Origin of the sequence: Marinomonas foliarum (assembly GCF_003337275.1) — a bacterium.
GTDB classification, from domain to species: domain Bacteria; phylum Pseudomonadota; class Gammaproteobacteria; order Pseudomonadales; family Marinomonadaceae; genus Marinomonas; species Marinomonas foliarum.
The window spans coordinates 35,777-50,673 of sequence record NZ_QPJQ01000026.1; the positions used below are offsets into that span (position 1 = coordinate 35,777).

Annotated in this window: 16 protein-coding genes and 1 tRNA gene; 2 read left to right on the forward strand and 15 right to left on the reverse strand. The window is 40.2% G+C overall.

The annotated features are described in order from the left end of the window. Positions 1-213: 213 nt before the first annotated feature. The 10 genes from DFP77_RS13390 to uvrB all read right to left on the reverse strand — a co-directional run bounded on the left by DFP77_RS13390 (position 214) and on the right by uvrB (position 8,990). Positions 214-891: a GntR family transcriptional regulator gene (locus DFP77_RS13390; RefSeq protein ID WP_114412753.1), complete on the reverse strand. Its 678-nt coding sequence runs from the start codon at positions 889-891 to the stop codon at positions 214-216. 61 nt (positions 892-952) lie between these two features. Beyond that, entirely contained in the window at positions 953-1,600 is a 648-nt protein-coding gene (locus DFP77_RS13395) for an RraA family protein (RefSeq protein WP_114412754.1), read from the reverse strand. Positions 1,601-1,612: 12 nt separating this feature from the next. Further along, positions 1,613-2,944: a TRAP transporter large permease gene (locus DFP77_RS13400; protein WP_114412755.1), complete on the reverse strand. Its 1,332-nt coding sequence runs from the start codon at positions 2,942-2,944 to the stop codon at positions 1,613-1,615. Beyond that, positions 2,934-3,518 carry a TRAP transporter small permease gene (locus DFP77_RS13405; protein ID WP_114412756.1) on the reverse strand — a complete coding sequence of 195 codons (585 nt, stop codon included), beginning with the start codon at positions 3,516-3,518 and terminating at the stop codon, positions 2,934-2,936. Before DFP77_RS13405 ends, DFP77_RS13400 begins: the two co-directional genes overlap by 11 nt. A gap of 1 nt (position 3,519) precedes the next feature. After that, positions 3,520-4,599 carry a TRAP transporter substrate-binding protein DctP gene (dctP, locus tag DFP77_RS13410; protein ID WP_114412757.1) on the reverse strand — a complete coding sequence of 360 codons (1,080 nt, stop codon included), beginning with the start codon at positions 4,597-4,599 and terminating at the stop codon, positions 3,520-3,522. A 53-nt stretch (positions 4,600-4,652) separates the two neighbouring features. Then, on the reverse strand, positions 4,653-5,447 hold the full coding sequence (locus DFP77_RS13415) for a carbon-nitrogen hydrolase family protein (protein WP_114412758.1): 795 nt from the start codon (positions 5,445-5,447) through the stop codon (positions 4,653-4,655). Beyond that, a complete protein-coding gene (locus tag DFP77_RS13420; RefSeq protein WP_114412759.1) occupies positions 5,444-6,187 on the reverse strand; it encodes an HpcH/HpaI aldolase family protein in 744 nt (247 codons plus the stop codon). Before DFP77_RS13420 ends, DFP77_RS13415 begins: the two co-directional genes overlap by 4 nt. Positions 6,188-6,598: 411 nt before the next feature. Beyond that, positions 6,599-6,675, reverse strand: a tRNA-Val gene (locus DFP77_RS13425). Positions 6,676-6,757: 82 nt separating this feature from the next. Next, positions 6,758-6,946 (reverse strand): hypothetical protein, encoded by a 189-nt coding sequence (locus DFP77_RS13430; protein ID WP_114412775.1) that lies wholly within the window; start codon positions 6,944-6,946, stop codon positions 6,758-6,760. A gap of 19 nt (positions 6,947-6,965) precedes the next feature. Beyond that, on the reverse strand, positions 6,966-8,990 hold the full coding sequence (gene uvrB / locus DFP77_RS13435; protein ID WP_114412760.1) for an excinuclease ABC subunit UvrB: 2,025 nt from the start codon (positions 8,988-8,990) through the stop codon (positions 6,966-6,968). Positions 8,991-9,241: 251 nt separating this feature from the next. Between uvrB and DFP77_RS13440 the strand changes: the two genes are divergently transcribed. After that, positions 9,242-10,954 (forward strand): SulP family inorganic anion transporter, encoded by a 1,713-nt coding sequence (locus DFP77_RS13440; RefSeq protein WP_110571569.1) that lies wholly within the window; start codon positions 9,242-9,244, stop codon positions 10,952-10,954. 45 nt (positions 10,955-10,999) lie between these two features. Here the strand turns inward: DFP77_RS13440 and DFP77_RS13445 are convergent, their stop codons facing one another. The 5 genes from DFP77_RS13445 to ihfB all read right to left on the reverse strand — a co-directional run bounded on the left by DFP77_RS13445 (position 11,000) and on the right by ihfB (position 14,136). After that, the gene (locus tag DFP77_RS13445) at positions 11,000-11,314 is read right to left on the reverse strand and encodes a ComEA family DNA-binding protein (RefSeq protein WP_114412761.1); all 315 of its coding nucleotides are present in this window, start codon (positions 11,312-11,314) and stop codon (positions 11,000-11,002) included. A gap of 146 nt (positions 11,315-11,460) precedes the next feature. After that, on the reverse strand, positions 11,461-12,168 hold the full coding sequence (gene pyrF, locus DFP77_RS13450) for an orotidine-5'-phosphate decarboxylase (protein WP_114412762.1): 708 nt from the start codon (positions 12,166-12,168) through the stop codon (positions 11,461-11,463). A 77-nt stretch (positions 12,169-12,245) separates the two neighbouring features. Continuing rightward, entirely contained in the window at positions 12,246-13,424 is a 1,179-nt protein-coding gene (lapB, locus tag DFP77_RS13455) for a lipopolysaccharide assembly protein LapB (RefSeq protein ID WP_114412763.1), read from the reverse strand. Between the two features lie 5 nt (positions 13,425-13,429). After that, positions 13,430-13,753, reverse strand: coding sequence for a lipopolysaccharide assembly protein LapA domain-containing protein (locus DFP77_RS13460; RefSeq protein WP_114412764.1), 324 nt, complete (start codon positions 13,751-13,753; stop codon positions 13,430-13,432). 74 nt (positions 13,754-13,827) lie between these two features. Then, positions 13,828-14,136 (reverse strand): integration host factor subunit beta, encoded by a 309-nt coding sequence (gene ihfB / locus DFP77_RS13465; protein WP_114412765.1) that lies wholly within the window; start codon positions 14,134-14,136, stop codon positions 13,828-13,830. Positions 14,137-14,343: 207 nt separating this feature from the next. On the opposite strand from ihfB, the gene ppa reads away from it, so the two are divergent. Beyond that, complete coding sequence (ppa, locus tag DFP77_RS13470; protein WP_114412766.1) at positions 14,344-14,874, forward strand: inorganic diphosphatase; 531 nt, start codon at positions 14,344-14,346, stop codon at positions 14,872-14,874. The last annotated feature ends 23 nt before the right edge of the window (positions 14,875-14,897 follow it).

Below are 14,897 nucleotides of genomic sequence, written 5' to 3' on the forward strand. Positions count from 1 at the left end.
AAGACTAAGAAAAATCAGTCTACTAATTCCTCATAAAATATAATAAAAAACTACCGGTAACGCCTTAAGTATATCGAGAATTTAATGAGTTATTTTTACTCTACTGAGATTACCTCGCTCAAAAAAAGTAATTTATAGCTGTCAATATTTTCATTAGTATGATTTATAAATAACTCATCCATCTAAATATAAAAAATAATAAACAGCTATTTACTAAGGAAGTCTAGATAATATGCTATCCAATGGTTTTAAATGGTTCTCAAGAGCATCAACAACCCTGGATACATCCCTCTTCAATAAAGAGTCAAGTATTTCTGTATGTTCTTTTATAATCAAGTGAATACGCTCAGGCTCTATACTAAGCGCAGTATAAGCAACACGGATTTTTCTATTTTGTATTGCCTCATACATATCCATGAGTACGGGATTATTAACTGCTGCAACCATAGATCCATGAAAAGCCACATCCATAAAAATATGTTGATAGAAATCAATTTCATTCAAATCGTCTTTATAAGCTTCATAACGCTCTATCATTGACTCATGACAATCTATCATCTTTACAGGTACTACTATATTTTCTTCACAAATCCTTTTTGCAGCATGTTTTTCTATTAACCTTCTAGTTTCATATATATTTATTATTTCAGTTCCTGTGACCTGTCTGACACGAGCACCTTTTCTCGGAATCAAATCAATAAATCTCTCAGCCTCTAACTTGACAAAAGCTTCGCGAACAGGTGTTCTTGAGAACCCTGTTTCATTAGTTATAGTTTCTTCTTCTATAAAATCGCCACTATTAATTTCGCCTTTTATAATTTTATCTCTTAAATATGTATAAACCTTATCTTTTATAGGAGGATTATTCACTTTTACCTTTTTAAAATTCATTTATTTTTCCAAAAAATTTAAAATTAGCCACAACTAAATATAGTTGTGGCTTTAATAATTATTAATTAAAAAACTTTTCAGCCCCAGAGAATTCAGACACTTTCCCTCCGGCTAATATTTTTGAGCGTGCAGGAATCTCTGCATTCTCTTTACTCTTCAATAACTCACCTAGCCCAACAGCATCGCTTGGGGAAATAAATGCAACACCATCAGAGTCTGCAAATACCACGTCTCCGGGGTTCACGACAGTACCGCAAATACTAACTGGAACATTTATAGCTCCTTCAATCCCACTAATTCTAGTAGTTAAAGGGCTAAACCCCCTTGATAATGTTGGAAAATCATACTCTTGGGTTTCATCATAATCATTTACACAACCATCAATTACAGCCCCAACTGCACCTCTCACTTTTGCAGTATAGGCAACAAGTCCGCCAAAACAAGATCTCTGGACATCGCCACTTTGATCAATAACTAATACATCTCCTGGACGAAGAAGATCGGCAGCAACATGAACAGCTGTTGAATCAAGGTGTGGGATTCTAACGGTGACAGCGGTTCCGACAAACTTTAATGGTCGCTTATTAGGAACTAATCCTAAAGCAAAACCATGATCTCTTAAATGCCCTAGAGTTGACACGCATGTCCCCTTAAGCTCGTCTAATATTGACTGATCTACTTGTTTAGGCATAGATGATTTTAAAAACATATTAACTCTCCTTTAATTAATTCCTGAATATTCTGGTAAAAAAGTAGCAATTCCTGGTATGAAAATAATGATTGCAACGACAAAAAGGTCTGCAATAATAAATGGAATAACACCTCGAAACGCCGTTGATATACCAACCTCCTTTACAGTTCCAGAATAAACAAAGATATTCATTCCTACAGGAGGAGTAATAAGTGCCATTTCGGCTACTTTAACTATCAAAATCGCTAGCCATACACCATCAAATCCATAGCTAGTTAAAATTTGATGTAATAGAGGGGCTGCAACAAGAATCATCGAAATGCCATCTAAGAACATACCAAGTGGTAAAAGTAAAAGAAGACATAAAATTAAAACCATATAGGGTGGAATAGCTGATGCTGTCACGCTTTGAACTAAAGCCGAAGACGCACCTGATATAGCTAAAAAGTAGGTAAAAACACTTGCCCCCGCAATTAGAAGAAACGTCATTGATGTTAGCCCTATTGACTCACTTAATGACTCTTTTAACATGCTCGAAATATCAGATACCTTTACACGTAAAAAAAAGACAATAAGCGATGTAAGCGCACCAAATGATGCAGCTTCAGTTGGGGTAGCTATCCCCATATATATGGTTCCAATAGAGACTATAAATATTACAAAAAGATACAGGCATCCTATTATATCAACAGAGTTTTCTTTAACTTTAAGTATGGTATCTTTATTACCATCAATTAATCTCTTACGTTTATGAAATGTAGCTAAAATAACTATCGTTACCGCATAAGCTAGTATAGTTAGCAGTCCTGGGCCAATACCAGAAAGTAATAATCGACCTATTGATTCCCCAGTAACGACACCATAAAGCACAAGAACAATGGATGGAGGGATTAGTACTCCTAATGTTCCTCCTGCGCATACAACGCCAGCTGCAAGAGTTGATTTTTGACCTGACTCCACAATTGCATCTGTAGAGACACGAGCCATTGTCGCCACCGTCGCGACACTTGAACCGGTAACGGCGGCAAATAACCCTGAACCAGCCAATGAAGAGAGAGCGGAACCACCGGGTAATCGCTTTAACAATCGCGAGGCTAAATCAAAACCGGCCTGAGCAAGACCTGCTCTTACTGCAAGTACCCCCATTAGTATAAAAAGCGGAATAATAACTAAAGAGTAGTTATAAGCAACCGCATAAGGCGCACCGGAAATAGTTGACATAGCCGTACCAGAAGAGCGGATAATGGAAATACCAACAAGTCCAGACAACATTAATGCTAGACCTACATGAAATCTGATGCCGAGTAATACTATAAATATAGTAATAGTCACACCTAAAGATAATATATTATCAGGCGCCATACTCTCCCCCTTCCTTTTTCACATTAGACCTATCTAAAGACTTATTATTAATAGAAACTTCAGTATTAATATTTTTTTTATAGACTTTATTTTTAAGGTTCAGCATCTCTATCGTTGACTTAACAACCAAAACAAAAAAATACAATATAAATGAAAAAAACAATACTATTTTTGTTGGCCAAGTACTAATTCTTAAAACACCATTAGTCGTCTCACTTCTATCTATAGAAGTGAGAACGTCATTAAAAAGCCCCCAAGACACTATCAATGAAATAATTAAGAAAAGAGTCAATCTAATTATAGAAAAAATAAATTTACTTTTATCTTTCAGACCTCTTTCAACCAAATCCACTGATACATGACGCCCCTCTATTTCAGCTAATGCGAGACCAAGAAAAGCTACTGTAACCAATAAAAGCGAAGACAGATCAACGGTACCAAGTATTGACTTTCCAAATACATTTCTGGATACAACATCTAAAACAGTAATACCCAAAATAAAAATCAAACAGATACCAGATAATACAGTCAGGCAAGACATAACACTTTTCAAAAAGTGCTGAAATCTATGCATACTAACCTCCTAAACACGAATCTATTGGGCTAATATATTTAGATTTATCTTCCTCTTCTTTTATAATATTTCTATAGCTATTAATGACTAACTGAGATTTATAGCCACGAGAGTTATAACGATCAACCCAATCTTTATCAGCACTTACTTTAGCTTTCCAATCAGCAACACTTTCATTTGAGAATTCAGTAATTTTTACATCCGACTCTTTAAGCTGAGAACATGCAACTTGTCCGGCAGCATCCATCTCCTCAAGACCATAAGAAATACTATTTTTTGAAGCTTGCATAACGGCGTTTTGATATTTTTCTGGCATCGAATCAAATACACCTTTATTTATAACAACAATGGAACTTGAATAGGCACCAATACCTGGGTTAACAAGATATGGTGTTATGGGAGCAAGTCCAAACGTAGGTAAATTTGCCAAAGCAAGCGCAGAATAACCATCCACTATTCCTCGTGACATAGACTCATAAATATCAGTTGCTGTCATAGAGACAGGGTTAACATTTTCAGCCATCAGAACTTCTGAAGTCAGCCCACCAGATCGAATAGACCGACCACTAAGTTGCGAAGGGGTGCTAGCTGGTTCTTTTAAACCGATGAGGACTGACCCAAGAGGTAAAGGGAATAAAAGCTTTACGCCATTTTCATCAAAATCACGTTTGAATTCGCTATTTTCCTGATACAAACGTTCTATGGCTTTCATTTGTGTTTCAGGGTTATTGGTTTCAAAAGGTAGCTCGACAACAGTAAACATTGGCAACCCGGAAGTTGCATATATTGAACCTATTTGTGCGATGTCAGCTCTGCCATCGACAGTGGCCGAAAGCGAATCATCGGCTTTGGCGAGGCTCTGACTATAATGAAACTCTACTTTTACACCTCCTTCTGTTAAGCGCTCCACTTCTTTAGCCCAACGCTGAACAGTTTTAGATTGATCAGATGTTGAAGTTGTATAAGTACTGTATTGGAGAACATAATTAGATTTATCTTCTTCACTGCACCCACTTAATGTTGCTACAGCTGTAGCAAGAGCTGACATTTTTACTATCTTTCCTATATTTAACGATTTCATTAACTTGTTCCTTTTGAATATTTTATTTTTTAATTATTTATCTTTAATCTATTTTATTTTCCAACTACTTTATAACGTCGTAGTGTCAAAGCAGGGTTGATTTTACGAACATTTCCTAATCTTTCATTAGACAATTCAGCTAAAGCCACACCAGAATTTTCACCCACTGACGCAAGAGTAATTCCCATAGGGTCTATGATTGCACTATTACCTACACCATTAGGAGCACTTTGGTCTGCAGCTAATATAAACACTGTATTTTCAATAGCTCTTGCTCTAATCAACGTATTCCAGTGGTATTCTTTTAAAGGTCCGGGAATCCATTCAGCAGGAAGAGCAATAATATCAGCGCCAGAGTCAACTAATGCCCGAGTAACCTCAGGAAAACGCAAGTCGTAACATGTTTGCATGCCAATGTTCATTCCCTCCACAGAAAGTAATGACCCATTATTAGGCTCTGCTGCAATGACCTTATCAGACTCGCGATAACCAAATGCATCGTAGAGGTGTACTTTTCGGTATAAAGCTGACACTTCACCTTTTTCTATACCTATAAGAGTATTGTGAATACGATCCTCGCTCGCCTTTTCATTAATTCCGAAAACAATGGCGACATTTAGCTCTAGGGATAAGCTAGCAATCTTTGTTACACTTGGGCCACCAAGCAACTCCGCATTTTCTACAAACCTGTCATCCATTGTTGAAACCGTATAGATAGCATATTCGGGGAGTACAATTAGTCGCGCTCCCTTTTTATGAGCTTCACGGACTAAAGCCTCGATTGAATTTAAGTTTTCCTCTTTATTATCATTAGGTGCATATTGAGCAACGGCTGTAATAAAACTCATTTTTTCTCCTCCAAACCAAATTTTTTGAACTTATCTAAAGCATTAGTAAATCCTTGAAGCAATGCACCATATTGCATATTTAAAATAACAACAGCAGCATTCTCTTCTATTGCAAGACGTTGTTCAGCCTCACTCCATGCAGGTAGAATCCATGGTTTATTAACTTTCTGAGCTGCTCTAGCTAGGTATCTGATATCATCAAGATCTTCTTCGGTGACACTATAAGCTCCTCTTTCTCGGCGAAGACTCAAGTCTGATGGGCCAATAAATATTCCATCAACACAGTCTAAAGCTAAGATTTCATCAATAGAATCAAACGCAGAGCCATCTTCAATCATTGGAAAACACTGGTACTCTGAATCTTGCTCTTTCACCCACTCGTCTGTGAAACCTACATAATTGGAAGTTCTCCCACCAGCAAAACTACGATCCCCTAATGGTGGGAACTTTGCATAACCACATACTCGAGCAGCATGTTCAGCAGACTCTATGTGCGGAATCGCTACCGCATTCGCACCAAAATCTAAGGCTTGCTGAATAGGACCACGCTCAGGTCCAAGCACCTTAACTATAACTTTCATACCTCGAGATCTAATAAATGGAATGATCCAATCCATAGCAGCAAGATCAAACAACCCATGCTCTACATCTAATACTACAATTTCGTACCCTGCTATTTTCGCTATATCAACTGCTGCACTTGATGGCTCAGTTAGCCATACACTCGCCTTTAAATTCATTTTATTGCCTTTTTAATTTAATATTTCAAAGTATACCTCATGTATACATAAAGTATACTTTAAAATATACACGGCAACTAACGCTGTCAAGAATTTATTTTTGACTTTCCAAAGGTCTTAGTAAGAAAGCACCATCTACATAACCAACATCAACTGAAAAAACAACGAATACAGCAAGAACTCGACAAGCTGATCGACGAAGAAGAGAGCTAACCGCTCTCTTTTTTATGCCTGAGCGAAAATGACAGTAATATCACCAACCTAACAAACACACAAAACATGCCAAAAAGCCGCAAAACACTACCAAAAAACGGATAACAAAGGGTAAGAATTGGATAAAGTAAGGATAAACAGACACAAAAAAAGGGCTTACAAATTAACGTAAGCCCTTGATTCTATTACTAAATTAGGTGGTAGGACTAAGCAGATTCGAACTGCTGACCTCTACCATGTCAAGGTAGCGCTCTAACCAACTGAGCTATAGTCCTAAAAAGTGTTGGCTATTATACGCAGAGGTTTGCTTTTGACAAGCCTTCGTTGATATTTTTTGAAGCCTTTGTTTTAAAACCATTATTCGACAACAGGGACAAGCAGTTCGTGACCAATGACTTCGTCGATTAATCCGTACGGTACTTTATATTTTTTATCTTTAAATCGTACCAGCGCGTAGTCGTAGCACATTTCGATCACGGTGCAGTTTACGATGACGCCGTTGTCGATAACGCGAACTATGTTGTAATTCCTTAAGGTAATCGCCACTCTTATCTCCTCCCTTTTATCATTCACCGACGTCTTTTAGTTTTTTCTGTAGCTGGCGAATTTGGTCACGGTAGCCTGCTGCCAGTTCGAATTTCAGCTCTTCTGATGCCTGCATCATTTCTTTCTGCAATTGGATCATGGCTTTACGCACTTGAGCCACGTCTTCCATGCTTTCCACTTGGTAATCTTTGGCGGTTTCAGCGACTTTTTTCGTTTTGTTACCACGTTTACCTGCACCTGGGTTGTACGCCCCTTCCATGATATCTTCGACAGATTTCGTAATACCTGTTGGTGTAATACCATGCTCTTCGTTGTGGGCTTGCTGTTTTTCTCGACGTCGATTCGTTTCACTAATCGCCCGATCCATTGAACCCGTAATACGGTCTGCGTATAAAATAGCTTTACCGTTAACATTACGAGCAGCACGACCAATGGTTTGAATAAGTGATTTTTCCGAGCGTAAGAAGCCTTCTTTATCAGCATCAAGAATCGCCACTAAGCTCACTTCTGGAATGTCCAAACCTTCTCGTAATAAGTTGATACCGACGAGAACATCAAACTCGCCAAGACGTAAATCTCGAATGATCTCAACACGTTCAACGGTATCAATGTCCGAATGTAAATAACGTACTCGAACACCATGGTCACTTAGGTAATCGCTTAAATCTTCTGCCATACGTTTTGTCAGAGTTGTCACCAATACGCGCTCACCAAGAGGTAGTCGTAAGTTTATCTCTGACAATAAATCGTCCACCTGAGTCGCCACTGGTCGAACTTCTAAAGTTGGATCTATCAAGCCAGTCGGACGCACAATCTGCTCGACTACCCAGTCCTGATGCTCTTCTTCGTATTTTCCAGGCGTGGCTGAGACAAAAATGGTCTGCGGTTTAATCTGTTCCCACTCTTCAAATCGCATAGGACGGTTATCAAGAGCTGAAGGCAAACGGAAGCCATATTCAACAAGGTTCTCTTTACGTGATCTGTCACCTTTGTACATGGCGCCAATCTGCGACACGGTAACGTGGGATTCATCGATAACGAGCAGAGCATTCGCTGGTAAATAATCAAATAACGTTGGGGGTGGTGAACCTTCTTCTCGGCCCGATAAGTAGCGCGAATAGTTTTCGATGCCGTTGCAGTAGCCAAGCTCTTGCATCATTTCTAGATCGTATCGCGTACGCTGATCAAGACGCTGCATTTCCACTAATTTGTTCAGTGATTTTAGCTGTTCAAGGCGCTGATCCAACTCCACTTTAATACGCTCAATCGCCGCTTGCACGGTTTCTTTTGGCGTCACGTAGTGAGTTTTCGGGTAAATCGTCACTCGAGGCACTTTGCGAATGGTTTTGTTGGTAAGAGGATCGATCATCGACAAGGCTTCAATTTCATCATCAAACAATTCGATACGAATTGCAGTATCTTCGGAGTCTGCAGGAAAAACTTCAATCACATCGCCACGAACACGGAAATTACCACGTTCTAGTACCAAATCGTTGCGACTGTATTGCAGTTCAGCCAAACGACGCAGAACATCACGCTGATCAATACGATCACCACGGTCAAGGTGCAACATCATTTTTAAATAAGATTGCGGATCACCCAAGCCATAAATCGCCGACACTGTGGCGACGATAATAACGTCATCACGCTCTAGCAAAGCCTTGGTAGCGGACAAACGCATTTGCTCTATATGCTCGTTGACCGACGCGTCTTTCTCAATAAAAGTATCAGATGCAGCAACGTAGGCTTCTGGCTGGTAATAATCGTAGTAGGAAACAAAATACTCTACGGCATTATTGGGGAAGAACTCTTTAAATTCGCCATAAAGCTGTGCCGCCAAGGTTTTGTTATGCGCCATTACAATGGTTGGGCGCTTCACTTGAGAAATCACATTGGCAATGGTGTAGGTTTTACCTGAACCTGTAACACCAAGCAGTGTTTGATGTGCTAAACCAGCTTCTACGCCACTCACAAGTTTTTCGATGGCTTTTGGCTGGTCGCCTGCAGGTGAATAAGATGAAACAACTTGAAACTCTTGCGACACGGATATTTTCCCTAAGCTTTACAATCGACGCAATAGATTAACAAATTTTGCTTAAGGCGTCCGATGTTTACGCCTTTATTCTTATTCCTTTAAAACAAAAAAGAACATAAAAAAAGAAAACAACAGAGATTCGTCTTTACCATCAAAGCCACCATATATAACATAAGGAAATATTCATATTCCTAATAGACACCAGATGGATTCTTGTATTCTTATGACGCCTTTTTCTGCATCTATCCTGAGAACGCCTCATGAATAAGCTTGAAAAATACTTACCTGCAATGGCTTGGATCAAAGAATATTCAAGAGACAAGCTACAAGCCGATACCATGGCCAGCTTTATTGCCACTATACTTTTGATTCCACAAAGTATGGGTTATGCCTTGTTAGCAGGGCTGCCCGCTGTAGTGGGTTTATACGCAGGCATCATCCCTTCTATTTTGTATTCCTTATTCGGTACTAGCCGCACTCTCGCCGTTGGCCCTGTCGCCATAACATCCATGATGACAGCAACGATACTGGCACCATTCGCCATAGCTGGAAGCGAGCATTATGTAGCCATTGCAATAATGCTGGCGTTTTTATCTGGTATATTTTTGATATTAATGAGCCTATTAAAAATGGGCTTTTTATCCAACCTACTCAGCCACCCAGTTATCTCTGGCTTCATTAGCGCCTCAGCCATCTTGATTGCTGTTGGACAGTTCAAACATTTAATAGGTGTTCAAGCTCAAGGCAACAACCTAATCGAGCTTGGTAAAAGCATGATCTTGCATATTAATGACATTAATCTCCCCACCGTGATTTTAAGCATTATCTCTATCTTTTCCTTACTTCTATTCAAGCGCCACCTAACACCTATGTTAAGCAAACTTGGCCTATCAGAGAGCACATCTAATATGCTTGGCAAGTCTGGTCCGGTCATTGTAGTTATAACAACCACCAGCTGCGTTGGCGCCTTCTCACTCGATTCGTTAGGCATCAAAATCGTCGGAGATATTAATAACCACTTACCCATTATTCCTGTCGAATATTTCACCTTAGACAATATGATTGATCTGCTACCTGGGGCGTTTTTAATAAGCATCGTTGGCTTCGTCGGCTCTGTTTCGGTAGCCCAATCCTTTGCAGCAAAACGCAAACAAAATATCAACCCAAACCAAGAACTTGTCGGATTAGGTTTAGCAAATTTAGGGGCGGCATTCAGTGGTTCGTTTCCTGTGACAGGCGGTTTTTCACGCTCAGTCGTCAACGTTAGTGCGGGGGCGACAACCCCAATGGCGGGGATATTAACAGGGCTACTCATGCTTTTTACCCTGCTGTTTTTAACACCGCTGTTTTATTACCTACCAACAGCCGTATTAGCAAGCTGTATCATCACTTCTATTTTGCAACTTATCGATTTTAAAGAGTTTACTCGGTTATATCATTTTTCTAAACAGGAAGCCGTGGGACTATTGGCCACTTTCTTTGTTGTACTCTTTATCAGTATGGAGACAGGAATAATCGTTGGCGTTTCTTTGTCGCTACTGTTTTTTCTTTGGCATACCAGCCACCCACATATTGCTGTAGTCGGTCGCCTTCCGGGAACAGAGCATTTTCGTAACGTTAAGCGCTTTGATGTAGAAACAACACCAAGCGTTATAACCGTTCGTATCGATGAAAATCTATTCTTTGCGAATGCAAGAGTACTAGAAGACTATGTCTTAACCCTTGTATCTCAGCACAACGACATTAAGCATTTAATTCTTATGTGTAATGCCGTTAATATGATTGATGCTAGTGCATTGGCAAGCCTAGAAGCCATAGATGATAGATTAAAATCAGCGGGAGTTACCTTGCATTTCTCTGAGATCAAAGGCCCCGTCATGGATAAACTGACAGGCTCAAGTTTAATAAAAAACCTAAGTGGACAAGTTTTTTTGACCCAGCATCAGGCGACAAAATCCCTAACTACAAAATAAGCGGACCTCGATCCGCTTATTTTTCGGTATTAATAATGCTCCGAACTATTTATCTGAATCACCATCAGCTGTAGCGACTTGCAGTAACTCTCGATTGCGGTTCAATAGCACACCACCAATCCCTTTTACATTAGATAACTGATCAACAGATTCAAAGCGGCCATTTGCTTCTCTGTAAGCAACAATCGCCTCTGCTTTCTTAGTGCCAACACCAGACATCACAGCGGTCAGCTGTGCTGCAGTTGCTGTATTAATATCTAAAGGCGTAGCGGCAAAAAGTGAGAAAGGTGCAAGCACCAATGAAATAACCAGAAGTGTACGGGACACAAAAATACGGAAGGTACGATTAAGATTCGTCATATTAAATTCCTTTTAAACTCTTTTAATAAAAAAGCGGCATCTTGCCAATAAAAAACCACTTATCGAATCAGCGACTAAGCCAAAACAAGTAAGTGGTTTTTAGAGTAAAAGCTTTTTAATTAGACTTCAACTGTTAACACATCAATTTAAACTATCACACCTAAATCTGTATTAGCTTGGGTCAACACAGCAATAGGGTCACTCGCCTGAGTAATAGGACGCCCCATTACAAGGTAATGGCTCCCAGCTGCCATTGCTTCTGCTGGTGTCATGATACGTTTCTGATCGCCTTGATCAGAACCATTAGGTCGAATGCCTGGCGTAACTAGCACAAAGTCTTTGCCTAGGTCAGCAGATAACATACTAGACTCTTGTGCAGAGCAAACAACACCGTCCATGCCGGAAGACTGAGCCAATGCGGCAAGGCGTTTAACATGTTGTTCTGGCGTGGCATCTACACCAATCTCTACAAGGTCAGATTGATCCATGCTAGTCAGCACTGTCACGGCAATTAACAAGGTTTTATTATCTGGCAATTGCTGCAACGCATTAGCAGAAGCCTCCATCATTCGTCGACCGCCAGAGGCGTGTACATTCACCATCCACACTCCTGCTCTCGCCGCCACACTAACCGCATTCGCTACTGTATTGGGAATATCATGAAATTTCAGATCTAAAAATATGTCAAAGCCCAGTTTGTGTAACTCATCTAAAATAACAGGACCTGATGTTGTGAACAGCTCTTTGCCGACTTTTACTCGACATTGCTTTGGATCTAGTCGTTTCGCCATCTCGATTGATTGCGCCATGGTTGGGTAATCTAGGGCAACCACAATAGGGGATTGGCAGCTCATTCAGTGTCCTCTTTTTTCAGTTTATCAATATTTCAGTGTTATCTATGTCAGTCGCGCCTAAATACAAATGCTGCGCTCTACTCGCCTTCTAAACCATGAATTGGTTTAACCACACCCCAGTTTTTACAACTTGGACATTGCCAATGTAATTGGTGCCCTGGGAAGCCGCACTGGCGGCATTGGTATTTAGGCTTTACTTGTACTAGCTGGTCAATAAGCTCAAATAGTACAACTAGGTGTTGCTGGTTATAGCCATGAGAATCGGCGAGTTGCAGGCTAATTAATTCCTTAAAGCCTTTAATAGTTGGGTGCAGTCTAAGCTGCTCGACCAAAAACATTTCAGCATAATCTTTATCTGTTTCCATGTAATGCTGCACAAGCGCCATAATCAATGCAGTAGACGGCTTTTTCTGGTTTTGCTCTTGCAAAAACTTAATGTAACCGCCGCTTCCCCAGACCTTCTGGTAGCACTCTTTTAACTTAGGAATAATGATCGAAATAAATTCAGGGTCCTGATCCGCTGCGTGCTTTAGCTCCTTGATCGCATCGCGATAACGGCCTTGGCTATTCAATACGTCAGCCGCCCCTATACTGGCTCGGATACAGCTAGAATCTACATCTAGCGCTTTCTTGTAATGTTGAAAAGCGGGTTTCCATTGCTCTTTCTTCTGTAGCTCTTGCGCCATTTCACAGTGGAAATGTGCCAAGCGCTTAATTTCTTTTTTATTAGGGCTTTCTTTTATTAGCTCAAGTCCAATCTGGATCGCTTTGTCCCAGCTCTGTTCGAATTCGTACAGATCAACCAACAAGGCCAGTATCTTTGGCTGAAATTCACTTTTTCGTGACGTGGATGCCATATTCAACAGTAATCGACCCGCCCTATCGAGCAACCCTGCGGACATAAAATCGCTTGCTAGCTCTAACTGCACCATACGCATTTCGCGTTGAGATATTTCAGGGCGCGCCAATAAGCTTTGATGAATATTAATCGCCTTTTGTATTTCCCCCTTTTTACGGAACAAATTCCCTAATGTAAGGTGAATATCAAAAGTATCAGAATTGACTTCTAAGGAATCAACAAAGGCGTCAATGGCTTCGGAATGTTGATCATTAAGCAGGTGATTCAGACCGCGAAAGTAGTCTGTTGGAATATTCTTTTTAGCTTGCTTATTTTTTTTAGTCGGACTTTTTCGCCCCATTGCCCAGCCAACAAAGAGCGCGACAAAAAGAACCAGAAACAATCCTATTTCGGTCAACGCAATTACTCCTTCCCTACAGAAAGCTCTTTAGTAATAGAAGCTTTACGTAAGGCATCTACTTCATCACGCGCTTTTTCGTATCGACGAGTCAATACTCTGATTTGACGCTCACTGCGTAAATAAGCAACTGAACTCACAAATAGAGCCACACACGCTCCAGCAGTGAAAGACAAAATAGTATAGAGAGCAACACTCAGCTCTGGGCCTTGCCAAAAGACAAGGTCAAGATGAATCAATTGCGGGTTACGGATGGCAAAAAACACGCCGACAGCGAGAAAAAAAGTAACAAGAACGATGTAAATAACTCTTTTCAGCCACTTAAGCATAAAACAACCTACCAACAATAGAATGGCGATATTATGCCGTGATAGCTCAAAGATTTCGAGGCATAAGATGTAAATTAGTTAAGTTCGTTTATCTCATCACCTTCGGGGAAGTTGACCAACTCTCTCAACTCTTTACCCGGTTTAAAATGCGGCACATACTTCGCACTTAGATCAACAGACTCACCCGTTTTAGGGTTTCTGCCAATTCTAGGTGCTCGATAATGTAAAGAAAAACTACCAAAGCCTCTTATCTCTATGCGCTCACCATTTGCCAAAGAATCAGACATATGTTCAAGCATCGCCTTGATTGCTTGCTCAACATCTTTCACTGGCAAATGAGATTGCTGATCGATTAGTAGCTCTATCAGCTCAGATTTTGTCATTACTGTCCTCGCGACTATAATTTGATCACACTGTAAGACTAGCTAAATTCAGAAAGAAAGCAATAAGTTAACGTATTTTAAGGCTGTTTTTACGTATTTAATTCCTAAGAAATAGAGAATATTACGAATGGACAGCTTCCACAACTAGCATAGAAGCTGCCTAGCTTTTATAATATCGCCAATATTTACCACATTGGAAGAAATAAAATGAGCTATAACAAGATCCCTGCTGGCAAAGATGCTCCAAACGACATCAACGTAATCATTGAAATTCCAGCTCAAGCGAACCCTGTAAAATACGAAGTGGACCATGACATGGACGCGCTTGTTGTTGATCGCTTCATGACGGCACCAATGTTTTACCCAGCAAACTACGGTTATGTGAACAACACATTGGCTGACGACGGCGACCCAGTTGACGTTCTAGTTATCACACCTTACCCAGTTGTTCCTGGCTCTGTTATTCGTTGCCGCCCTGTTGGCGTATTGAACATGTCTGACGAAGCTGGCATGGACGCAAAATTGGTTGCCGTTCCTCACGAAAAACTAAGCAAAGAATACGGTCATATCCAAGATGTGAACGACATTCCACAATTGCTACGTGATCAGATCGAACATTTCTTCGAAAACTACAAAACCCTTGAAAAAGGCAAGTGGGTAAAAGTAGAAGGTTGGGCGAACGCCGAAGAAGCGAAAAAAGCCATCGTTGAAGGCGTAGAAGCATACAACGCTCAGTAATTCGTTTATTCTAAACGCTTTAT